22 protein-coding genes are annotated in these 21,680 nt (G+C 70.9%); 10 read left to right on the forward strand and 12 right to left on the reverse strand.

Translation table 11 applies throughout. From position 1 onward, the window contains the following. Positions 1-72: 72 nt before the first annotated feature. Positions 73-354, forward strand: coding sequence for a hypothetical protein (locus tag FPZ12_RS29815; RefSeq protein ID WP_144755172.1), 282 nt, complete (start codon positions 73-75; stop codon positions 352-354). Between the two features lie 64 nt (positions 355-418). Here FPZ12_RS29815 and FPZ12_RS29820 read toward each other — a convergent pair whose 3' ends face one another. Further along, positions 419-1,141 carry an SDR family NAD(P)-dependent oxidoreductase gene (locus FPZ12_RS29820; RefSeq protein ID WP_144755176.1) on the reverse strand — a complete coding sequence of 241 codons (723 nt, stop codon included), beginning with the start codon at positions 1,139-1,141 and terminating at the stop codon, positions 419-421. After that, positions 1,138-1,965, reverse strand: a complete 828-nt coding sequence (locus tag FPZ12_RS29825; RefSeq protein WP_144755179.1) for an SDR family NAD(P)-dependent oxidoreductase — start codon at positions 1,963-1,965, stop codon at positions 1,138-1,140. The genes FPZ12_RS29820 and FPZ12_RS29825 overlap by 4 nt, the downstream gene beginning before the upstream one ends. A gap of 24 nt (positions 1,966-1,989) precedes the next feature. Between FPZ12_RS29825 and FPZ12_RS29830 the strand changes: the two genes are divergently transcribed. Next, a complete protein-coding gene (locus tag FPZ12_RS29830) occupies positions 1,990-2,493 on the forward strand; it encodes a nuclear transport factor 2 family protein (protein WP_144755182.1) in 504 nt (167 codons plus the stop codon). Positions 2,494-2,498: 5 nt separating this feature from the next. Here FPZ12_RS29830 and FPZ12_RS29835 read toward each other — a convergent pair whose 3' ends face one another. The 5 genes from FPZ12_RS29835 to FPZ12_RS29855 all read right to left on the reverse strand — a co-directional run bounded on the left by FPZ12_RS29835 (position 2,499) and on the right by FPZ12_RS29855 (position 11,279). Further along, positions 2,499-7,652 carry an NACHT domain-containing protein gene (locus tag FPZ12_RS29835; protein WP_144755185.1) on the reverse strand — a complete coding sequence of 1,718 codons (5,154 nt, stop codon included), beginning with the start codon at positions 7,650-7,652 and terminating at the stop codon, positions 2,499-2,501. 122 nt (positions 7,653-7,774) lie between these two features. Beyond that, the gene (locus FPZ12_RS29840) at positions 7,775-8,431 is read right to left on the reverse strand and encodes a fasciclin domain-containing protein (protein WP_144755229.1); all 657 of its coding nucleotides are present in this window, start codon (positions 8,429-8,431) and stop codon (positions 7,775-7,777) included. A gap of 77 nt (positions 8,432-8,508) precedes the next feature. Then, positions 8,509-9,999, reverse strand: a complete 1,491-nt coding sequence (locus FPZ12_RS29845) for a molybdopterin-dependent oxidoreductase (protein WP_166462953.1) — start codon at positions 9,997-9,999, stop codon at positions 8,509-8,511. Between the two features lie 37 nt (positions 10,000-10,036). Further along, positions 10,037-10,993, reverse strand: coding sequence for a YihY/virulence factor BrkB family protein (locus tag FPZ12_RS29850; RefSeq protein WP_144755187.1), 957 nt, complete (start codon positions 10,991-10,993; stop codon positions 10,037-10,039). 46 nt (positions 10,994-11,039) lie between these two features. Continuing rightward, on the reverse strand, positions 11,040-11,279 hold the full coding sequence (locus tag FPZ12_RS29855) for a hypothetical protein (RefSeq protein ID WP_144755190.1): 240 nt from the start codon (positions 11,277-11,279) through the stop codon (positions 11,040-11,042). A gap of 100 nt (positions 11,280-11,379) precedes the next feature. Here FPZ12_RS29855 and FPZ12_RS29860 point away from each other — a divergent pair, with 100 nt between their 5' ends. Genes FPZ12_RS29860 through FPZ12_RS29880 form a run of 5 tightly spaced genes read left to right on the forward strand, consistent with a single transcriptional unit; the run spans position 11,380 to position 15,234 of the window. Then, on the forward strand, positions 11,380-11,775 hold the full coding sequence (locus FPZ12_RS29860) for a hypothetical protein (protein WP_144755193.1): 396 nt from the start codon (positions 11,380-11,382) through the stop codon (positions 11,773-11,775). A gap of 57 nt (positions 11,776-11,832) precedes the next feature. Further along, the gene (locus FPZ12_RS29865) at positions 11,833-12,576 is read left to right on the forward strand and encodes an SDR family NAD(P)-dependent oxidoreductase (RefSeq protein WP_144755195.1); all 744 of its coding nucleotides are present in this window, start codon (positions 11,833-11,835) and stop codon (positions 12,574-12,576) included. Beyond that, positions 12,573-13,256 carry a FadR/GntR family transcriptional regulator gene (locus FPZ12_RS29870; RefSeq protein ID WP_144755198.1) on the forward strand — a complete coding sequence of 228 codons (684 nt, stop codon included), beginning with the start codon at positions 12,573-12,575 and terminating at the stop codon, positions 13,254-13,256. Before FPZ12_RS29865 ends, FPZ12_RS29870 begins: the two co-directional genes overlap by 4 nt. After that, positions 13,253-14,398 carry a galactonate dehydratase gene (gene dgoD / locus FPZ12_RS29875; RefSeq protein ID WP_144755201.1) on the forward strand — a complete coding sequence of 382 codons (1,146 nt, stop codon included), beginning with the start codon at positions 13,253-13,255 and terminating at the stop codon, positions 14,396-14,398. Before FPZ12_RS29870 ends, dgoD begins: the two co-directional genes overlap by 4 nt. Next, positions 14,392-15,234, forward strand: coding sequence for an SMP-30/gluconolactonase/LRE family protein (locus tag FPZ12_RS29880; RefSeq protein ID WP_144755204.1), 843 nt, complete (start codon positions 14,392-14,394; stop codon positions 15,232-15,234). Before dgoD ends, FPZ12_RS29880 begins: the two co-directional genes overlap by 7 nt. Before the next feature lie 367 nt (positions 15,235-15,601). Here FPZ12_RS29880 and FPZ12_RS29885 read toward each other — a convergent pair whose 3' ends face one another. The 3 genes from FPZ12_RS29885 to FPZ12_RS29895 form a co-directional block, all read right to left on the reverse strand. Beyond that, a complete protein-coding gene (locus tag FPZ12_RS29885) occupies positions 15,602-15,817 on the reverse strand; it encodes a hypothetical protein (RefSeq protein WP_144755207.1) in 216 nt (71 codons plus the stop codon). Between the two features lie 14 nt (positions 15,818-15,831). Beyond that, the gene (locus FPZ12_RS29890) at positions 15,832-16,827 is read right to left on the reverse strand and encodes an NAD(P)-dependent alcohol dehydrogenase (protein WP_144755210.1); all 996 of its coding nucleotides are present in this window, start codon (positions 16,825-16,827) and stop codon (positions 15,832-15,834) included. A 117-nt stretch (positions 16,828-16,944) separates the two neighbouring features. Further along, entirely contained in the window at positions 16,945-17,451 is a 507-nt protein-coding gene (locus tag FPZ12_RS29895) for an O-acetyl-ADP-ribose deacetylase (protein ID WP_144755213.1), read from the reverse strand. Between the two features lie 78 nt (positions 17,452-17,529). Here FPZ12_RS29895 and FPZ12_RS29900 point away from each other — a divergent pair, with 78 nt between their 5' ends. Beyond that, entirely contained in the window at positions 17,530-18,324 is a 795-nt protein-coding gene (locus FPZ12_RS29900) for an endonuclease/exonuclease/phosphatase family protein (protein ID WP_144755216.1), read from the forward strand. Here FPZ12_RS29900 and FPZ12_RS29905 read toward each other — a convergent pair. Next, complete coding sequence (locus tag FPZ12_RS29905) at positions 18,321-19,172, reverse strand: SAM-dependent methyltransferase (protein WP_243770096.1); 852 nt, start codon at positions 19,170-19,172, stop codon at positions 18,321-18,323. The two genes, FPZ12_RS29900 and FPZ12_RS29905, sit on opposite strands and share 4 nt — an antisense overlap. Before the next feature lie 155 nt (positions 19,173-19,327). On the opposite strand from FPZ12_RS29905, the gene FPZ12_RS29910 reads away from it, so the two are divergent. Continuing rightward, positions 19,328-20,011, forward strand: coding sequence for a GNAT family N-acetyltransferase (locus tag FPZ12_RS29910; RefSeq protein ID WP_144755219.1), 684 nt, complete (start codon positions 19,328-19,330; stop codon positions 20,009-20,011). Positions 20,012-20,328: 317 nt separating this feature from the next. After that, a complete protein-coding gene (locus tag FPZ12_RS29915) occupies positions 20,329-20,685 on the forward strand; it encodes a MerR family transcriptional regulator (RefSeq protein ID WP_144759153.1) in 357 nt (118 codons plus the stop codon). On the opposite strand, the gene FPZ12_RS29920 is transcribed toward FPZ12_RS29915, so the two are convergent. After that, a complete protein-coding gene (locus FPZ12_RS29920) occupies positions 20,666-21,604 on the reverse strand; it encodes a glucosyl-3-phosphoglycerate synthase (protein WP_144759150.1) in 939 nt (312 codons plus the stop codon). The two genes, FPZ12_RS29915 and FPZ12_RS29920, sit on opposite strands and share 20 nt — an antisense overlap. Between the last annotated feature and the right edge of the window lie 76 nt (positions 21,605-21,680).

The raw sequence follows: 21,680 nt of genomic DNA on the forward strand, positions 1-21,680 counted from the left end.
TGATGGGTGGAGTCGTTCGACCGGGCCGTCCGGGCGCCAGTAATGTCGGGCACCGCGGACGGAAGGAGCGACGTGGCCGAGGTGCCGGACAGATACCACGAGCAGCGCAGGCGGGTGCAGGAGTTGCTGACCCGCTTCTCCGGGCTCGGCGAGCTGCTCCGGGAAAGCGTCGAGGCCACCGACGCGATGGTGCTGGCGGACGCCGTCGACCTCGGGCAGCTGACGAAGAACGAGGAGAAGGACCTGCTGCGCCACCTCGAACGGTCCGCCGCGTCCGCCCGCGCGGCCGAGCGCATCACGCGGTTCTACCTGGCGGAACTGGAAAACACCATGCGCCGCGACGGCCTCCTCTAGGGAAGGCCCCCACCCCGCACCGCCACGCAAACCACACTTGAAACACTCCTCTGGGCGCGGCCGGTCACAGCGCGGTGAAGCCGCCGTCGATCACCAGTTCCGCGCCGGTCATGTACTTCGCCTCGTCCGAGGCGAGATACAGGACGCCGTAAGCGATGTCGGCGGGCTCGCCGCGTTTGCCGAGCGGGATGGCGGCGAGCGTGCGGGCGTTGTAGTCGCGGGCGGCGTCTCCGGTGTCCTGCCGCACCGACTTCGCCGAGCCCGTCTCGATCGAGCCCGGATGCACCGAGTTCACCCGGATCCCGCGTGCCGCGTACGTGGCCGCGTCGGCCTTCGTCATCAGGCGGACCGCGCCCTTGCTCGCGTGGTACACGGGCAGCATCGCGTTCCCCACCAGGCCGTACATCGACGACATGTTGACCACGCTGCCGCCTTCGCCCATGTGCGGGATGGCGTACTTCGTGCACAGCCACGTGCCCCGCACGTTCACCGCGAACACCGCGTCGAACTCCTCCGCGCTCACCTCGTGCGCGGGTTTGCGCGGGCCGGGGATGCCGGCATTGTTGACGAGCACGTCGATCCGGCCGTGCTCGGCCACGACCCGCCGCATCGCTTGCGCCACAGCGGTTTCGTCCCGGATGTCCACTCGCCACAGCCCCGGACCCGGCGTGACGTCCAGCCCGGTCACCAGGCCGCCATGCTCGGCCAAGAGCGCGCGGATCGACGCGCCGAGCCCGGCGGCGGCGCCCGTGACCACGCAGACCTTGCCTTCGACGCGGCCGGTCATGACGGCTTCGCCGAGATCGCTGAACGGCCGCCGTCCACGCGGAAGACCTGGCCGGTCACGTAACTCGCGGCGGGGGAGGCCAGGAAGCACACCACCGCGGCGACTTCCTCGGGCCTGCCCATCCGGCCGAGCGGGATCGTGCTCTCCCAGCGCGCCCTGGCCGCGTCGTCGGACCAGGCGTCGTCGTTGATCGCGGTGCGCACGAAGCCCGGGTTGACGACGTTGACGGTGACCCCGCGCGGCGCGAGTTCCGCGGCGAGTTGCCGGGTCAGCGCCACGACGCCGCCTTTCGACGCGGTGTAGGCCGGGTACGCGTAGCCGCGGTCGGCCGCGCCGGAGCCGAGGTTGACGATGCGTTTCGCGCCTTCGGTGGCGGTCAGCCGGGGCAACGCCGCGCGCACCACGCGGAACGTGCCCGTGAGGTTGATGTCCAGCACGGAATTCCAGGTGTCCCAGGCGGTGTCCTCGATCCCGGCGCGGGCGAGCACCCCGGCGGCGTTGACCACCACGTCGAGGCGTCCCCGCCACGAGGCGACCCGTTCGAACGCCGCTTCGACTTCCGCGTTTTCCCGCACGTCGCAAGGTATTTCGAGCACTTCGCCCGGCCCGCACCGCGCGCGGGTCGCGGCCAGCCCGGCGCTGTCCCGGTCGAGCAGCGCCACGTGCGCGCCCTCGGCCGAAAGCTGTTCCGCGACCGCCGCTCCGATACCGGATGCCGCACCCGTCACGACGGCGACCCTGCCGTTTTCCCCTGGCACGACCACGACCTCTCTGCCGAAGGTGTCCACTGTGGAGCGAAGAACCGGAGCACTTGACTCAAACATGACACGTGCGTCATTGTCAATCGCATGACCGCGATCGACGATCTGCTCGCCCGCGCCGAGATCACGGACGTACTGTCCCGCTACGCGCACGCCATCGACCGCGGGGACCGGCCGCTGGCCCGCACCTGCTACCACCCGGACGCCACCGACGACCACGGCCGGTTTTCCGGCCCGGTGGACGAGTTGTTCGAGTTCTTCGAGCGCTACGGCGCGACGCTCGCCGGCACTTACCACTTCCTCGGCGTCCCGGCGATCGTCCTGGAGGGTGATCGTGCCGAGGTGGAAACCTACTGTCTGTACCGGAAAAACCCGCTGGACGGCGAGGCCGTGTTCCAGGGTCTGCGCTACTTCGACGTCTTCGAACGCCGTTCGGGTCGCTGGCTCATCGCCCGCCGCACCGTGATCCTGGACTGGGAACACGCGGCCCCACCGCCGCCCGCAGTGGGGAGCCCGGATACCTGGAAACGCGGCGCCCGCGGCGAAGCAGACCCGGCCGCTTCACTGACGCGCGCGCTGCGGGGCGGTTGAGCCTGCTACAGGTCGGCGAGCAAAGCCCTGGCCTCTTCGCGGCAAAGGTCGCTCAACAGCGCGAGAACCGTCGCCGCCCGTCGCCGGATGTGCCGCGCGACGGTGGTGTCGTGAGCGACTTCCCGTGCGATCATCGCGGCGAGCTCCCGGCGGTCGCGGCGCAACTGTGCCAGCGTCTCGGCGCATCGCAGGCGCGCCAAGGGAGGTAATCCCTTCTGGTGCGCCATTTCCAGCAGCAGGTCGTCCGCCTCGGCAGGGTCGATGGCACCGAACAAGCGCAGCACCTCGCAGCGCGGCACCGGCTCGCTTGCCGACACCAGTCCGCGGAACACTTTCCGCGCCTGTGCCCGGGAAGCAGGGGCCATTTCGGCCAGGACGCGTGCCGCGTCGGCCCTGATCGTGGTGGCCAGAGCCGCGTCGTTCATCATCTCCGTCAGCACGGCGATCGCCTTGGCCCTCCCCGGCGAGCCCAGCGAACCGAGGGATTTCGCTACGCGCCAGCGCAAAGCCGGACGCGTGGCCCGGTCGGCGGTGATCGCGTCAAGAACGGAGAACGCCGCCGCCCGGTCCGCGATCGCGCGGTCGCGGAGCTTGATCGCCGCCTGCCACCGCAACGCCGACGCGGCTTGCGGGGTGTCGCGCAGGGCCCGGATCCCGCTGAGCCCGTCTTGGTTTCTGAGCGCGTACAACACCGTGATCCGGTCGTTCACCGGAATCCGCTCGGCCGCGCGCAGCATGAAGGCAGCTACTTCCGGCGACGGTGGCGAGTCGATCGCGGCGAACCACACTGCCGCCTGGCATCGTTCCCGGAAGGGCCGCCGCGAGTCGAGGATCAGGGCGGTGTTCTCCGCCTTGACCCGCTGAAGGTGTTCCCGCCCGAGCGAGACGAGCGTGGCTTTCGCTTTGCCCGAGCGGGTTTCACGCGCGAGTTGGTCCAGCAGCTCCGCTGCCTCGGCCAGATACCGCGGTGCCAGGCCCGCCAGCGCAGCCGCGGCCGCGATCCGCTCGCCCGGGGGACTTTCGGGCGCGTCCAGCACCTCCCGGATCGCGGCCTCGGTCTCCGCCTGGAGTGGATTGTGCCCCCAGCGGCCTGCCTTGGGTATCCGGTCCTCGATAGGTACGCAGCGGTCCGCGAGCAGGGTCCGGCCGAACCGGGAGCGTTCCGGTTCGGGAAGCCACCGGATCTCTTCGCGCCAGTCACTCAGGTCAGTGCCGGGATCGCCGGCGCCCGCCATGATCAGCCCGGTGATCTCGGCGGACGCCACCGACGTCAGGAGGTTCAGGTAGCTGACCGCGAGCCGTCGTTCGAAACCCAGGGCGGACCGGCTCGTGGCCACCGCGCGCGCCATCCGGCGCACGGCCGGCGCGTTCGCCGGATCCAGGCGGATCAGCTCGAACGCGGCCTGGAGCCGGTCGAGGACCTCGCTGGTTTCATCCAGGAAGACGGCCCGGTTCCGCTCCTCGGCCTCGGCCCGCGATTCCGGAGCCGCGATGGCCAGCTCGGTCAGGATTTCGCTGAGCTTGCGGAAGGGAAGGTGCCGGTCGCCCGCCAGCCGCCGGAGCCCGGCGACCACCGCGGGTTTCGCCGTCGGGGAAAGCCGGGCCAGCACGGCACCCGCGCCTCGCGCGAGCGACGCGGGCGCGTCCGGGTCTTCGAAGAGCGCCTCGAGGCCGGGCAGGACGTCAACGCCTTGCCGGGAAAGGGCGAAGACCACCGGCGCCCATCGGGACCCGAGGATGTCGTCGCCTGGTGTCAGCACCCGGCTGGCCAGCTCGGAGGCCATTTCGGGGTTTATTCCGGCAAGGAACGCGGCGGCCTCGTCACGCACGGACCGCCCGGCCGTTTCGTCGATGATCACGGCGAAGAGAGCTTGTTCTTCCTCCGGCCCGAGGGGAATTCCGAACCGGTCGAGGGTCTGGACCGCATGCCAGATCCAGGCAGGTGGAGCGCCCGGCGAAAGGATGATCTCGCGCAGGAGCGGGCCCAGTTCCCGGCGCACTCCCAGGCCCGTCATCCTGAACGTCCGCAACGCCTGCGCCAGGTCGAACCGTCCGCCGGGCCCGGTCGGGAGGCAGGTGGAAGCCGTGGACAGCACCTCGGGCAGGAACGCGGGATCGTGGTCGATCAGTTCGCGCGCCACCTGTAAGCGTTCCGCGATGGGAAGCCGCGCGTCACGGAAGAACTCTGCCTGCATCGCCGCGATCGTTTCGGGTGCCGTGCCGACTGTGCTGAGCACGGAGTGGCCGAGGCTCATCGTGAAGGCCGTCAGATCCGGCGAACGGAGGAGATCGACCATGCTGGCGGCGGCCTCGTCACGGTGTTCCGGACGGAGCTTCACCAGCTCGAACCACGCGCGCGCGACCACCTCGGGCTGGCTCTGCGTCATGGCCAGCCGCAGCAGTACATCAGCCGCTTCGGAATGGAACCCGGGCCCGGCCGAGACGAGCTGCGTCGCCGCGTAGGTCCTGGTCATCGGGTCCGTTCCCGGGTCTGCCAGATCGGCCCGCAGCCGCTTCAGCGCGGCTGCCCGGTATGGCTCGCCGAGCGTCACGAGCGCCCCGAGGGCGTTGCCCCGGTCGTACTGGACCAGGAAAGGGTTGTCCTGCAGCCGATGCAGCCATCCGGCCGCCTCGCCGGCGAATTCGGGCCCCAGCTCGGCAAGCGTGTCGGCGGCCCACACCAGCGAGTTGATATGCGTTTCCGGGGTGGCAGTCAGCTCGCGCAGGATGGCCACTGCTTCGGCCCGGTACCGGGTGCCCAGCCGCGCCAGCGCCTCCGCGCACCTCCACCGGTCCGATCCGTCCATGCCGGGCTCGTGGCTGATGGCCAGCGCGAGCTCGCCGGCCTTGGCGCGATGCTCCGGTCCCAGCTCGGCCAAGGCCAGCGCTGCCTGGATTCGCTCGAACGGATCGGTCCTGATCCTTCCGGCGATCTCGGTGAGCGCCGCGGCCGCTTCCGCTCGTTCCTCCCCGCCGAGCGAGGCCAGCCCGAGCGCCGCCTCGCGGCGGCCGAAGATGTTGTGGGCACGGTCACGCAATACTGCGCGGAAGACCTCGGCGCTGAACTCGAAGAACTCCGTGCCGATCTCGATCAGCCCGGTCGCCGCTTCGACCCGGTCGCGATTGTCGCGATACTCGTCCGATGCGAGGTTCTTCAGCGCATCGACGGCCGTTTCCCGTGCCGCGCCTTCGAAAGTGGCCAGGATCGTGGCCGCGGTCCTGGCTACCGAGCCGCTTGTCGGAGGCGTGCCGAGCACCGAGCGGAGGCTGCGCTCGACGGCCGCGCGGGAGTCGTCATCGCACTCGGCGAGCGCGGCCGCGGCGTCCAGCCGGGACATGATGGGCGCGTCGCCGGTATCGACGCCCGCGCGCAGCACCGCCACCGCCTCCTCGCAATCACCCCGGCACAGGCGGGTCGCGAGTGCGGCAGCCGCTTCGATCTTCGAGCACCACGGCACCGCATCGTCGCGAAGCAAGCCGTAGAGCCAGGGGACGAGTCCAGGATGGTGCGCGGCGCGACTCGTCTGGGCGAGGATCTCGCCAGCGGAATACTGAGTGGTCAACGCCCAGCCCCGGACGGTGCGCAGAAACGCGTCCACGACTTCGGCACTGGCGGGCACGTGCCGGGCCAGCAACCGCGCCGCCAGCAGGTGATCCTCCATTTCGCCCTTGTGCAGTGACTCGATCAGCCTGTCGGCTTCCTCGGGCCGCAGCCGCGTGTAGTGCAGCAACACCGCGCGGGCGTGTGTGCCGGACTCGTCCGGCTTGGCGGCGTGGAGCAGGCGCGCGAACTCGTGCTCGGACCGGTCGGACCGGGGCGGCAGCGTGCGGGCTTTCTCCGTGGCGGCAAGGTGTTCGGCGAAACTGTGGTGTAGGAAACTCAGGTCACCACCACGGATGATCAACGGGCCGACCGAAGACAGGTAGGTCAGCAGGTTTTCGTCCGAAGCCGGGGCGCGGCCGAGGTAAGAACGCGCCGCCGCCAGCAGCGACTCGTCCGTCTCCAACCTGGTACGGCCGAGGTGTTCGAGCAGGCCCGTGTGCTCGCGTTCGAATGCCTCCGCGCCTTGCGGCCGGGCGCGGCGCAGCATCTCCAGGTAGGTCTCGTACAGCTCGTACTGGTTGTCCGGCAACGGGCGGTCGTCGTGCTGGGTGAACACGATCGCGGCGATCGTCGCCAGCAGCGGAACCCGCGCCAGCTCGGTGAGGTGCGCGTCCCGGATCTGCCGCAGGAACCGGTCTGCCTGGCCGGGGCCGTCCTCGGCGAACCAGTTGCCGGCGAACCGGGTCAGTGCGTCGTCGTCGAAGGGCTGCAGCTCGTACCGGGTCGCGCCGATGCGTTGCAGCGGCGCCAAAGTGACGCCCTCGATCGGCCGGGTGGTGACGACAAGGCGGTATGGCGAATCCTCCGCGGCGCAGGCCGCGAGCACCGAGGCGAGCTTGTCGCGGTCTTCGCCCGCGGCCACCTCGTCGAGCGCGTCGACCAAGAGCAGCCAGCGAAAGCCGTCGACGCGCCCGGCCAGCGGGCGCGCGTCCACCGGCGACCGCAGCAGCGCGCCGTATTCTTCGCGCACGCTGTTCGCCAGCGCTTCCGGGAACGACAGCTGTAGGTGCGCGGCCAGCACTTTCGCGGTGACCCGCACCGGCAGCACGGGCTCGTCGAGCAAAGGCTCCTTGGTCTTCCCCGTGGCCCACCAGTCCGCGATGTCGGCCGCCAGCCGCAGCGACAACGTGGACTTGCCCTGACCGGGACCCCCGGTGATGAGCAGGTGATCGTCGCCATCCAGCGCCGACCGGACGGTCCGCGACGGCGGGCGGACGGTCGGCCGCGCCACGGCCGGAGCGGGCATGGTCACCACCCGGCCGTCGGCGTCCAGCACCGGGCTCGCCGACGCCTGCTCGGGCGGTGCCTCCTCGGTCGCGTTGCCCAGCCCTTGCCGCACATGGACCGTGGCCAGCGAGGGACGGCGCGCGCCCGGCAGCCGGTACGGCAGCTCCTTCGCCGCCTGGACTTGGGCCCGCAGCAACGAAAACACGCCGTCCCCGGCCCGCTCGCCGCTTCCGTGGAAGTGCACCTCGCCGATCGAACCCGCTTGCACGACCGGACCGGAGGCGGTGCCGTCGAACCGGTTCGCCGTAGTCCACCCGTCCTGGCCCACGAACCCTCCCCTGCGCACGCGTGTGGGCCATGGTCTCACAGCGAGTGACCGATTATCGCGGTTACGCAAGAAAAAGTGGACGAGCCCGGCGCGCCACGAGGCGCGCCGGGCTCAGCCGGCGGTTACTGGTTGGTGCCGGGCGTCAGCACGGTGTCGATCACGAACACCGTGGCGTTCTTGGTCGGGATGTTGCCGCACAGGACCTTGGCGCCGTTGACGGTCATGCTGTCGCCGGTGCCTTCGATCTTCACCGGGCCACCGTCGGTGTTCAGCGTCCGCACGCTGCCCGCGGCCTGCAGGCCCTTGGCGTCGTAACGCTGCGCCAGCACGTGGTACTGCAGGATCGGCGCCAGCTCCGACGGGTTCTTCGCCAGCTCGCTGAACTTCGCGTCGCCCAGTTTGTCGAACGCCGAATCGGCCGGGGCGAACACCGTGATGGCCTGCTGGCTGTTGAGCGTGTCGACCAGGTTGGTGGCCTTCACGGCGGCGACCAGCTTGGTCAGCAGCGGATTGGTGCTCGCGGCCGAGGCGACCGGCTCCGGGCCCATCGAGTCGAGCGAACCGGGCGAATTCCCTTGCGGCAGCTGGGAACAGGCGGGGCCGAACACGTCGGCATCGGTCGTGACGCCACTGCTCATCGCGGGGCTCGACATCGAACTCGGCGGTGCCATCGACGAGGAACCCGCCGCCGGCGAACTGCTTTCCCCGCTACTGCACGCCGCCAGCGACAAAGCGGCCGCGGCGGTGAACGCGATACCGGCCACGCGGACGGTCTTCACCATGATTACTCCACTTCGGACGAACGATCTGCCTTGCTGTCGAAGGGGATTCGGCGCAGAACACCAGCCGGATTGGTCTATTTCGCGGTGAACGTGACCGTGTGCCAGCCGGTGGCTCCGTCGGGCACGGTCCCGGCACGGTCCCCGGTCTGGGTGTAGCCGGAAAGGTCTGTGGCGCGGCAGGAGATCTGGTGCGAGCCGGGCGGCACGATCAACTCGCACCACCACATCCGCCAAGTGTCCACAGTGACCTGACGCGACAGTGTCGCCTCCTGCCAGGGGCCGTTGTCCACGCGCACTTCCACCTTGCCGATCCCCGTGTGCTGTGCCCACGCGATGCCCGCCGCCCGGACCTTTCCGGCCGGGACGTTCGCGAAACCCTTGGGGGTGTCGATGCGGGATCCGGTCTTGATCGGCGCCTGCTCACCCCAGCCCCGCCTGAGCCAGTAAGCACGTTTCGCCTGCCAGGTGGTGACTTCGAGATCCGTCACCCACTTCGTCGCGGAAACGTACCCGTAGAGGCCGGGGATCACCAGCCGCGCCGGAAAACCGTGCTCCAGCGGCAACGGCTCGCCGTTCATGCCCAGCGCGAGCATCGCGCCACGCCCACGGTCGAGCGCGGCGGACACCGGCGTTCCCGAGGTCCAACCGTCCACACTGGACGAGAACAGTTGTTCGGCACCCGGCTGGACACCCGCTTCCTCGAGCAGGTCCGCGAGATCGACGCCGACGAAGTTCGCGGTCGAGACGTACGGCCCGCCGACCTCGTTGGACACGCACGTCATCGTGATCGTGCGCTCGACCAGCGGCCGGTTCCGGATGTCGGCGTACCGGTAACGACGCTCGCGCCCGACCATGCCGTGGACGCGCAGACTCCAGTCCTCGGTGCGCACCTGCGGCACCGTCAGCGCGGTGTCCACGCGGTAGAACCCGGTGTTGGGCGTCAAAAACGGCGGGGTGCCGAGGTTCGCGAAATCCGCGTCGGCCGGGATTGCCGGCGCTGTCCGCGCGGGCACGAGGCGGCCCACCGCGGCACGCGACGCGGCGGCGTTCTTCGCCGAGCCCAGCAACTGCCCACCGACAGCCGCCAGCGCCGACCCGGCGAGCACGCCGACCAAAATGGACCGTCGCGAGGCGTCTTTCCTGATCCCCGAAGCACGATAGACCGCCGGGAAAACGACGACACCGACAACGAGACTCGCCCATGGCGCGAGGAGGGCGATCGCGTCCAAGTCCGGGCGTTCGTACACAGCGAACAGGCCGACGAGGCCGAACACGCCGATCACGAGCGTGCCGGGCCAGGGGGAGTGGCGGGACACCAGCCCGGCCACGGCGGCGGCCACCACGAGCACCGCGGCCATGCCCGAGAGCAGCACCAGCTTGTCGTGCGTGCCGAACGAACGGACGGCGAACTCCTTGAGCCACACCGGGGTCAGGTCGATCGCGCCGTTGCCCACCGCCAGGTACGGCGACGCGTTGACGCTGATGAACGCCGCCACGAGATGCCCGGCGGCGAGCGCGGCCACCAGCGCCAGCACCCCGCACAACGCCCGTTTCGTTCGGCTCATACCCGCTATTCGGAGCCGGGCGCGGCGCGTCTTGGTCTCAGTGCCCGGAAAGCGTCCGGATCGCCAGCCCCGCCGACGCGCCCACCGCCAGCGTCGCCCCGGCCTGCCCGAGACCCGAAGCCGTGTCGTCGCCGGAGGACCCCGTGGTCGTCCACACCGTGACGAGCAGCAGCCACCGCACGATCAGATAGACCAGCAACAGCAAACCGACGATCGCGCCGAGAATCGTGACCGCCGGGGACCGCCCGAGTAACAGCACATACAGCCCGCCCGCCTGCTGCAACGCGGCCAGCCCGACCGCGGCGACGGCGGCCGCGCGCAGGCCGGAAGTGACGGGACGCCGGTTGCGCGGCAGCTTCGCCAGGCACCAGGCGATCACGAGCCAGTTCGTGGTCAGGCCCAGCAGCAGCGACCCGGCGACCAGCACCAGATGCGCCCAGAACGTGCCGGACAACCCGGTGCGGTCGAGCAGCCAGCCGCCCGCGAACCCGGTCAGCGCGGCCAGCGTGAACGACACGGCGAGCGCCACCCCGATCCCGACCAGCGTCACCACGTCCGCGAAAACGGTGCGCAGCAAGGGTTTCGGCGGGCGGGGCTCGCCGAGCAGCGCCGTCACCGCGTCACGCAGGTTCGAGATCCAGCTCCACCCCGAATACAACGACACGACCAGCGCGACCACGCCGAGCCTGCCGCGTTCCTCGATCACCATGCGCAGGATCCCGCCGACCTGGTCGCTCACCAGCGAAGGCAGCGCCTGCGCGAGCATCTTGTCCAGCTCAGCGACCAGCAGCTCGTCCCCGGCCAGCACGAACCCGGCGACCGAGACCACGATCATCAGCAGCGGCACCAGCGACAGCAGCGTGAAGAACGTGACCGCGGCCGCGTAATGGTCGCCGTCGCGTTCCCGGTATCGGGCCAGCGTGACCGCCGCCCGCCGGAACCACGCCCAGCGCGCGGGGATCGCACCGGCACGCCGGAGTCGCCTGCCCATCATGGAAATACCGACACCTCTCGCCGGCGGAAGTCACGCCGGGCACCGATCATCGCACGCGGGGTGGGCGGTGCCGGCGGCGATGGCGGGCGCGGAGCGAGTCGATCAGGCCGGGCAGCCCGCGCCGGCGGCGGACGAACACGATGGGCGCGGCGGGGCGGTCGCGCGCGGCCTGGAACCGGCGGATCCCCTCCGCGAAGACCTCCGGATCGCCGCCCACGTCCGGATGGTGGGCGCGGACGAACCGGCGGTATTCCGCCTTTTCGTCCTCCGGCCGGTCCGGTCGCATCGGCTCTCCCTCTCGTCCGCCCCCGCCAGGCTAACCCGGACCGGTCCGGGCGGGTGGCCGCGGCGGGCAAGTCGTGATCGGATGGGGCCAGGAGGTCGTGATGCGGACGTGGCGGGTGGGTGGCGCGCTGGTGATCGGCGCGGCGCTGATGCTGTCCGCGCTCGGCACGCCCGAGCGCCACGTCCAGCACGCCGCCGACCCGCTGACCACGTTGCTCAGCGCTGAGGACCTGCACGCGGTCTCCGGCGGCGGGGAGCCGGTGGCGAACCTGGTGATCTCCGTGTCGCAGGGCCGGGGGTTGCTCGTGCCCGGCCCCAGTACGAGCCCGGCGCCGTATCAGGCGTGGAGCGTCGTGAACGGGATCGCCCGGCCGCTCGGCCCGCTCGCCGGTTCGCTCACCATCGCGCTGAGCGGGGTGCGGCAGATCGTGCTGACCACGGGGCCCGGCGACAGTGATCATCCGACGACGCCGGTGGTGGCCTGGTTCTCGTTCTAGCTCATTAATTAATAATTAATCTTGACCAGCCCGCCCCGCGAAGGCGAGACTGTCGGCGTGCGAGGGAAGATCGCGGTCGTCACCGGTGCGGCGCAAGGGATCGGCGAGGCGACGGCGATGCGGCTCGCCGCGGACGGCGCGGCGGTCGCGGTGCTCGATGTCAGCGAGCGCGCGTCCGAGGTCGCGGCGCGCATCGGCGAGCGCGGCGGCCAGGCCATAGCGGTGCGGTGCGACGTGAGCTCGGAAACCGATTGGGCCAAGGCCGTGCGGCGATGCCGGGCGGAACTCGGGCCGGTGGACGTGCTCGTCAGCAACGCCTACACCGTCGACGTCCGGCCCGCGCACGAGACGAGCGTCGAGTCGTGGGAGCGGCAGTTGTCGGTGAACCTCACCGGCACCTTCCTCGGATTCCGGGCCTGTCTATCGGATCTGTCCCGCGAAGGCCGTGGCTCGGTGGTGCTCACGTCGTCGGTGCACGCGCTCGTCGGGTTGCCCGGGCGGCCTGCGTACGCGGCGAGCAAAGCGGCGCTCACCGGGTTGGCCCGGCAGCTGGCCGTCGAGTACGGCACGGTGCTGCGGGTGAACTCGGTGCTGCCCGGCCCGGTGCTGACGGCGGCGTGGGACGAGGTCAGCGACGAGGACCGGGAGCGCAGCGCGGCCGAGACAGCGGTGAAAAGGCTTGGCAGGCCGGAAGAAGTGGCCGCGGCGATCGCGTTCCTGGCCGGCGAGGACGCCTCGTTCGTCACCGGGGCGGCGTTGACCGTCGACGGTGGCTGGAGCGTCTACAAGAGGTCATCGTGAGCGCCTACAGCGGTCGTGGCTTGCACGGCCAGACGGTCGCGACGCTCGGCGCGCGGATCGTGGCCGGGACGATCAGCGAAGGCGAAGTGATCGACCTCGGCGCGCTGGGCCGCGAGCTCGACGTGAGCATGACAGCGTTGCGGGAGGCGCTGAAAGTGCTGGCGGCCAAGGGATTGGTCGCGGCCAAGCAGAAGCGCGGGACGTACGTGCGCGAGCGCGCGCACTGGAACCTGCTCGACAGCGACGTGATCCGGTGGCGCAGTGAGGCCGGGGACACCGCGGCGGTGCTGCGCGATCTCGCCGAGGTGCGTGCGGTGATCGAACCGGCGGCCGCTTCGATGGCCGCGCTGCGGCGCGACGAAGCCGACCTCGCCGAATTGGAAGCCGCGCTCGCGGAGATGGCGGTGGACGCCGTGGCGGCCGATTTGCGGTGGCACCGCGCGCTTTTACGGGCCACGCACAACGAAATGCTGGCCAGGATGGACGTTTTCATCGAACCCGCGCTGCGGTTGCGCGACGAGCTGGTCCACGAGACGACGGCGGACGATCCGGAGCCGAGCCACCGGGCCGTCGTCGAAGCGGTGCGCGCCGGCGATCCCGCGAAGGCCGCCGAAGCCGTGACTTCCTTGCTGCACAAGTCCGCCGAGGACGCGATGGATGCCACCGGAGGGAAAGCTTGAAGATCATTTCCGTGGAAACGTTCCTGGTGCCGCCGCGCTGGCTGTTCTGCCGCGTGGCCACCGACGAGGGCCTCGTCGGCTGGGGCGAGCCGGTGGTCGAGGGCCGGGCGGAAACCGTGCGCGCGGCCGTGGACGAGCTGGCGGACCTGCTCGTCGGCCAGGACCCGCGCCGGGTCGAGGACCTCTGGCAGCTCATGACGAAGGCGGCCTTCTACCGCGGCGGCCCGGTGCTTTCCAGCGCGGTGGCGGGGCTCGACCAGGCGTTGTGGGACATTCTCGGCAAATCGCTCGGCGTGCCCGTGCACCAGCTGCTCGGCGGCGCGGTGCGGGACGAGGTCCGCGTCTACGGCTGGATCGGCGGGGACGAGCCGAGCCAGGTGGCGGAGGCGGCCGCGGCTCAGGTGGAAGCCGGGCTCACCGCGGTGAAGATGAACGCGTCCGGCCGCATGGGGAGGATGCCGAACCCGGCCGAAATCGGCGAAGTGGCCGGGCGGGTGGCCGCCGTGCGCGAGGTACTCGGCGAAACCCGGGACGTGGCCGTGGATTTCCACGGCCGCTTCGGGGTGGCGGCGGCGCGGCGGGTGGTGCCCGAGCTGGAGCCGTTCCACCCGCTGTTCGTCGAAGAACCGGTGCTGCCGGAGTACTCGCACCGCCTCGGTGACGTGGTCTCGTCCACGCGGATTCCGGTGGCGTGCGGGGAAAGGCTGTACTCGCGCACGGAATTCCTGCCGGTGCTGCAGGCGGGAATCGCGGTGGCGCAACCGGATCTGTCGCACGCGGGCGGGATTTCCGAGGTGCGCCGGATCGCGTCGCTCGCCGAGACCTTCGACGCGCTGCTCGCGCCGCACTGTCCACTCGGGCCACTCGCGCTGGCGGCGAGCCTGCAGGTCGCCTTCGCGACGCCGAACTTCCTGATCCAGGAACAAAGTCTCGGCATCCACTACAACGTCGAGGCCGACCTGCTGGACTACGTCCTCGACCGGGAGCCGTTCGCCTTCCACGGCGGCGCGATCCGGCGGTGGGAAGCGCCCGGGCTCGGCGTGAGCATCGACGAGGACGCGGTGCGCGAGGCCGACCGGACCGGGCACCGCTGGCGGAACCCCGTGTGGCGGCACGAAGACGGTTCGTTCGCGGAATGGTGAGGCGCGACTGGACGCCGTGGCCGGGGGAGCGGTTCGGCCTCGGGGAAGGGCTGCGGCACGTCGGCGGCAGGCTGGTGATGACCGACATCCTCACCGGCAGGCTGCTTTCGCTACCGCCCGAGCCGGTCGCGGGGCCGGAAGTCCTGGTACAGCTGGACGAACCGCTCGGCGCCGTCGCGCCGCTGGTGGACGGCGGCTGGATCGCCGCGGCGGGTAGGGGCGTCGCGGTGCTCGGCGACCCGGTGCGCTGGCTCGCCCGGCCGGCCGCCGCGGGCATGCGGATGAACGACGGCGCCGCCGACCCCGCGGGCCGGTTCTGGGCAGGCTCGATGGCCTACGACAACACCGCGGGCGCGGGTGTGCTCTACCGCGTCGATCCGGACGGGACGGTGACCGCCGCGGTGCGGGACATCACCGTGCCCAACGGCCCGGCCTTCGACGCCGCGGGCACGACGATGTACCTGGCCGACAGCGCGCGCAAGGTGATCCACCGCTTCGCGATCGACCCGGCCACCGGCGAGCCAGGTCAGCGCGCGGTGTTCGCGAGGGTGCGCGAAGGGAGCCCCGACGGGATGACCGTGGACGCGGAAGGCTTTGTGTGGTCGGCGATCTGGGGCGGCGGGCAGGTTGTCCGCTTCGCGCCGGACGGCACCGTCGACCGCGTGCTGCCCGTGCCCGCCACGCAGCCGACGAGCGTCTGCCTGACCGGCTCGCACCTTGTGGTGACGAGCGCGGCGCACGGCCTCGCCACTCTGGGTCCGTTGGATGGTGCGGTGTTGGCCACGCCGTGCGGGGTGCGCCCGGTGCCTGTGCGGGTGGTGTCTGTCCTTGTGTAGGGACCGGCGGCTTGTCCTTCGCGGCTCGCATCTTGTGGTCATGGGGCGCGGCGCGTGGTCTCGCCGTTCGGGGTCCGTTGGATGGTGCGGTGTTGGCCACGCCGTGCGGGGTGCGCGCGGTGGGGGTGCGGGTGGTGTGTGTCGTTGTGTAGGGAGCGGTGGCTTGTCCTTCGCGGCTCGCATCTTGTGGTCATGGGGCGCGGCGCGTGGTCTCGCCGTTCGGGGTCCGTTGGATGGCGCGGTGTTGGCCACGCCGTGCGGGGTGCGCCCGGTGGCGGTGCGGGTGGCGTTGGGTTGAGCTATTTCTCTTTGTGGGGGCTGGGTCTCGGGCGGTTGCTTGGCGAGCGCACCGGCGGGAGGCGCTGAGCTACTCCTCCTTGTGCAGGGAGCGGCGGATCTCGGCCAGCTTGTCCTTCGCGATCTTGTCGCGTTCGGCCAATTTCTCGTCGAGCGCCGCCGTCTCGGCCGCTTCGGTGGGCAGCTCACCCGCCCCGGCGGCGGTGGCGATCCGGTTCTCGATCCGGTCGCGCACGTAGTCGAAGCTGGGGACCCCGTCTTCGGTGTAGTCCGGCTCGTCGCTCATGGCTCCAGTGTGCCTCAGATCTTGACGACCACCTTCGCCCGCGCGTGCTCGGTCTCCAGGTACCGGATCGCCGCCGGCACCTCCTCCAGCGGATAGGTCCGGTCGATCACCGGGGCGAGGTCACCCGCCTCGGCCAGCTCACGCAGGTCGGCCAGCACTTCGAGGCTCGGCTCCGTGCTCAGGATGACCACCCGCTGCCGGACGAACCGGCCGAAGAACTGGGCCTTGAGAATCAAGCCCATCGGGCCGACGAGACTGCCGCCGTCGGACACCCCGCCGCCGGAGAGGACCACGGTGCCGTCCGGGACGAGCGCGCGGCGCAGCGCCGTCAGGGAATGGTTGCCCACCAAGTCGAACACCGCGTCGTAGCGCTGCCCGGCGCGGGTGAAATCCTGCGCGGTGTAGTCGACGACGTGGTCCGCGCCGAGCGACGTCATCAGCTCGACGTTCCGTGTGCGGCACACCGCCGTCACCTCGGCGCCGTACTTTTTTCCCAGCTGCACGGCGAAAGTGCCCACGCCACCGGACGCCCCGTTGATCAGCAGCCGCTGCCCGGGCCGCACCCGTACCGCGTCGCGCAACCCGACCAGCGCCGTGCCCGCCGCGAGCGGCATCGCCGCCGCCTGCTCGTAACTCAGATTCGCCGGTTTGCGTTCCACCAGTCCCGCCGGCGCGCACGCGAATTCGGCGAACGCCCCGTCGGTGAATCCGAGATCGCCATACACGTCGTCGCCCGGCCGGAACCGCGTGACCTCTTCGCCGACGGCCATCACTTCCCCCGCGAAATCCCGGCCGCGGATCTTGCGTTTCGGCCCGCTGCGGCCGAAATACGCCGGGCTCGCCAGCCGCGCCAGTTTCGGGTCGCCCCGCATGATGTGCCAGTCGGCCGCGTTCACCGCCGCCGCGCGCACCGCGACGAGCACTTCGTTCGCCGCCGGTTCCGGTTCCGGCACTTCGGTCAGCCGCAGTTGTTCCGGTGGCCCGTAGGCCTCCTGCACGATCGCCTTCATCCGGATCTCCCCGTTTTCGTGAAAAGAAAAGGCGTAGCAGCGAGCGTAGTGAAGGCGCCGGGAATCGGGTATCGGGGAGAAACCCTAAGGGAGGCGCGGGCGTCCTGAAATCCGGATTCACTCTTCGGCCAGCGCGGCCCGCAGCACCTCGTGCGACTCTTCGTCGTAGGCGATCAGGAAGATCTTCTCGACCTCGGTCGGCGTTTCGCGCAGCGTGCGGACGGCTATCCGGGCCGCTTCGCCGGCCGGGTAGCCGTAGACGCCGGTCGCGATCGCGGGGAAGGCGACCGTTCCGGCCGCCAGTTCGCCCGCCGTTTCGAGCGCGTTCCGGTAGCACGCGGCCAGCACCTCGGCCTCGCCGCTGCCGCCGCCCTCCCACACCGGGCCGACCGTGTGGATGATGTGCCGCACCGGCGGGTCGAGATCGAAGCCCGGGGTCGCGATGGCCTCACCCGGCCGGCAGGGGCCCAGTGCCGCGCCGGCCTTGGCGAGTCTGGGGCCCGCTGCCCGGTGGATGGCGCCGTCGACCCCGCCCCCGCCCTGCAGGGACTCGTTCGCGGCATTGACCAGTGCGTCCACGTCGAGCCGGGTGATGTCACCCAGAATCACCTCGATCGCCACCATGGGGTGAATCCTGCACCACCCGTGCGCCCGGTGCCAGGCTTTGCCCGCTTCGAGATCACTCCGGCATACTTCGGTTTCGTGCGGGTCGTGACCTGGAACCTGTGGTGGCGGTTCGGTCCCTGGCAGCAGCGCCGCCGGGCCATCCTGTCCGTCCTCGCCGAGCTGCGGCCGGACGTCGTCGGCCTGCAGGAGGTGTGGGCCGCGGACGGGGAAAACCTGGCGGGCTGGCTCGCCGGCGAGCTCGGGCTGCACTGGATGTGGGAGCACACGCGGCATCCGCGGTACTGGCCCGAGCGCACCGGCGAGCACGACGCCGACAGCGGCAACGCGGTGCTCAGCCGGTGGCCGATCAGCGACCGCGCGACGAAGGCCCTGCCCAGCCCACGCCACGCCGGCCGGCTGGCGGTCTACGCGCGGCTCGACACGCCGGGCCGCCCGCTGCCGTTCTTCACCACCCACCTCACCTCGGCCGCGCACGCTTCCGCCGTCCGTCGCGAACAGGTGCGGACGCTGGCGGCGTTCGTCGCCGAGCGCACGTGGCGGGGCGCGTACCCGCCCGTGCTGACCGGGGATTTCAACGCCTGGCCCGATTCGGACGAGATCCGGCTCCTCGGCGGCTACCGGACCGAGCCCGCCGCGCCCGGCCTGGTCCTGCTCGACGCGTGGGAGTTCGCCGCGCCGGGCACGCCCGCGGTGACGTGGGATCCGCGCAACCCGTACGTCCCGGACAATTCACCGGGCGCGCGGATCGACTACGTCTTCGCGGGGCCAGGATGGGGCTGCTCACCGTGGCGCGCGGGCGACGGACCGGTCGGTGAGGTGTGGCCCTCAGATCATGCGGCCGTGGTCGCCGATCTGACGCCGCCTGCTTAGGGTTTGCGGCCCACCGCGGCGTAGACCATCGACTGGGACGGGTCGGTCAGGTCCGTGCGCAGTTCGGGGGCGATCGTGGGGTCCGGGCGCCAGTCCGGGACCCATGTGATGCCCGGCTCGACGAGCGGGTAGTCGCCAAGGAACTCGGCGAACTCCGTGCGGCTGCGCCAAACCAGCGGGTTCTGCGTCTTCGCGTAATGCCGCGTGTACGCGTCCAGTTGCTCCTGCTGGGCGGGCGTCACCGCGTCCAGCGTGCCGTGGGAGAGCACGAGCGCCGAGCCCGGCGCGAGCCGCTGCCGGTAGTCGGCGAGCGCGGCCTGCGGCCACTCCTCGTCCGGGATGAAGTGCAGGACGGCGACGACGAGCAGCGCGGTCGGCCGTGCCGGGTCGAGGATTCCGGTGTCGAGCACCCGCTGCCACAGTTGGTCCGGGTCGCGCAGGTCGGCCTGGACCATGCCGTGCCTGCCCGGTTCGCCGGTCTGCTCCAGCTGGACCTGGCCGTGCGCGATGGCGACCGGCTCGTTGTCGACGTACACGACCTTGGAGCGCGGGTTCAGCTCGCCCGCGACCTCGTGCACGTTGCCCACGGTGGGGATCCCGGAGCCGATGTCGACGAACTGCGCTATTCCCTCGGCGAGGCAGTAGCGCACCGCGCGGCGCAGGAAGGCGCGGTTGGCTTTCGCCATGTCGCGTACCCAGGGGAGCAGCTCGATCGCCCGTTCGGCCGCCGCCCTGTCGATCGCCCAGTTCGTTTCGCCGCCGAGGAAGTAGTCGTACATCCGGGCCGCGCTGGCCCGTTCCAGGTCGACGTCCTGGGGCGGCCGCCCCGGCGGGGTCGGATCGGTCACCACGCCTCCCGTCTGCCACCAGACCGTTGCCGACAGTACTACGGCGAGCGCGTACCGCACACGGTCCGTGTGACTGTCCTCAATGGACCGGGGAATTACCGGGGCCCGCGCGTAGGTTGGCTGGTGCGTTGGCTTTCGGAGGAAGGATCTGCCGCATGGGCGCGTTCGAGGTGCTGGACAACCCGTCGTGGAGCTCGCTGACCGGCCCGCACGCCGGTTTCGCCGAGCGGCACGGGCAGGTGCTGCGGTACCCGGTGGACATGAGCCCGTTCCTGGGCGTGCCGAGCGAGCCCGGCCCGGAGGCCTGGGCGGATGTGGCCGGCCTCGTCGGTCCGGGTGGCACGGTGGTCATCGCCGCGCCGTCCGGCGTACCGGAGGATTGGACGGTGCTGGACATCACGCCCGGCGTCCAGCTGGTGGACGACGGGGTGGAGGGGGCCGAGGACCCGGAAGCCGTCGTGCTCACCGGAGCGGATGTGCCCGAAATGCTCGAGCTGGTCGCGCGCACGCGGCCGGGCCCGTTCCTGAAGCGCACCGTCGAGATGGGCACGTACCTCGGGATTCGCCGGGAGGGCAGGCTCGTGGCGATGGCGGGGGAGCGGATGCACCCGCCGGGCTGGACCGAGATCAGCGCCGTGTGCACCGACGCGGAGTTCCGCGGCCAGGGGCTCGGCACGCGTCTGGTGCTGGCGGTCGTCGCCCGTATCCGGGCCCGGGGCGACAGGCCCTTCCTGCACGCCGCGGCCTCGAACACCGGCGCGATCCGGTTGTACGAGTCGCTCGGGTTCCGATTGCGGATGCGGCCGGACTTCGTGGCGCTCCGGGTGCCTGAGGCCTAGATACCGGCGCGGGTTCAGTTCCCCACGGGACACACCGGAACCCGGCAACGCGAAGCGAGCCACCCCACCGACCACACCCCTCCACCGCCCCGATCCCCAGCCCGCTCTTGCGATCTTGCCGCTGGGTCAAGGCATCTTTCCCGCCTTGACGCAGTGACAAGATCGCGAACACTCACAGATCGGGGCGGTGGTGGGGTGCACACAGCGCGGCCACGCGCGTCCGTTGCTGTCTCAAGCCCCAACGCACGGTTTCGCCCCCTCACTCCGACAAGGTAAGACTTAACACCGGTGTCAGGTTCAAGCCCGGAGGTGGGACGGTGCGGATCGGCGAGCTGGCCAGGCGGACCGGGGTGAGCGAACGCTCGTTGCGCTACTACGAGCAGCAGGGCATCCTCACCGCGGAGCGGACCGAAGGCGGGCAGCGCCGGTACCCGGATAGCGCGGTGGACCGGGTGATCCGGATCCAGGAACTGTTCGCGGCCGGGGTGTCCAGCGCCAAGATCAAGCAGCTGCTGCCGTGCCTGCGTGACGCCGACGGCGGCCCGTCCGAGAAGGCCGACGGGCAGCTGGTGCGCGACCTGCGCGCGGAGCGAGACCGGATCGATCGCATGGTCGCCGACCTGCTGCGTTCGCGCGAGGTGCTGGACGGGGTGATCAGGGCCGCGGCGGAATGAGCCCGGCCTTCGCCTCGGCGAACGGCGGTCGCTCCACGGTCTGCACGTGCGCGGTCCGCGGCATCCACTCGCCCATGACCTGGGCGAACTGGGTGATCGTGTCCTCCTGGCCGCCCACGTCGTGGCGGCGCAGCACGCAGCCGAGGATCTCCCTGGCCATCACCCCGAGCTCCAGCAGCGAACGGTTGCGGTGCTTGCGGACGCCGAGGTTCACCTGCGCCAGCCCGGCCAGCCCGAACCGCCGGAAAGCGTCCACCAGCAGCCCGATCTCCACCCCGTAGCCGGGCGCGAACGGCACGGACTCGAGGAACGAGCGGGTGGCCGCGTACTCGCCGCCGAGCGGCTGGATGATCCCGGACAGCTCCGGCCACAACGCGGCGAGCACGGGCCGGGCCAGCAGTTCGGTGACCCGGCCGCCCCCGGTTTCGGTCTGCGCGCCCTCCATCCGCAGCGGCCGCCGGTAGAACCCCTTGACCAGGTTGACTTTCCGGTCCAGCAGCAGTGGCCCGAGCAGGCCGGGCACGAACCCGGGATCCGGCTCCACCAGGTCCGAGTCCACGAACACGATCACGTCCCCGGACGTCGCGCCGAGGGACCGCCACAGGACCTCGCCTTTCCCTGGCTGCGGCGGCAAATCGGGCAGGACGTCGTCGCGGTGCACCACGCGCGCGCCGGCGGCGGCCGCGACCGCGGCGGTGCGGTCGGTGGAGGCGGAGTCCATCACGACCAGCTCGTCGACCAGCGAACCGAGCAGCGGGACCACCGACGCGACGACGCCGCCGACGGTGGCCTCCTCGTTCAGCGCGGGCAGTACGACGCTGACCACGCGCCCGTCCTTCGCGGCGGTGAGCTCGTCGATCGTCCAAGCGGGCCGCTGCCACGTGTTGCGGCCGAACCAGGACGCGGTTTCCGGGTGCATACCCGCCAGTATTTCATTCGCCCGGCGCGGATCTCCCCCGCCGCACCCGGGTCCATTGTGGACACAGCGAAGGCCC

It is taken from the genome of Amycolatopsis acidicola, assembly GCF_007713735.2.
In the GTDB taxonomy this organism is placed as follows: domain Bacteria; phylum Actinomycetota; class Actinomycetes; order Mycobacteriales; family Pseudonocardiaceae; genus Amycolatopsis_E; species Amycolatopsis_E acidicola.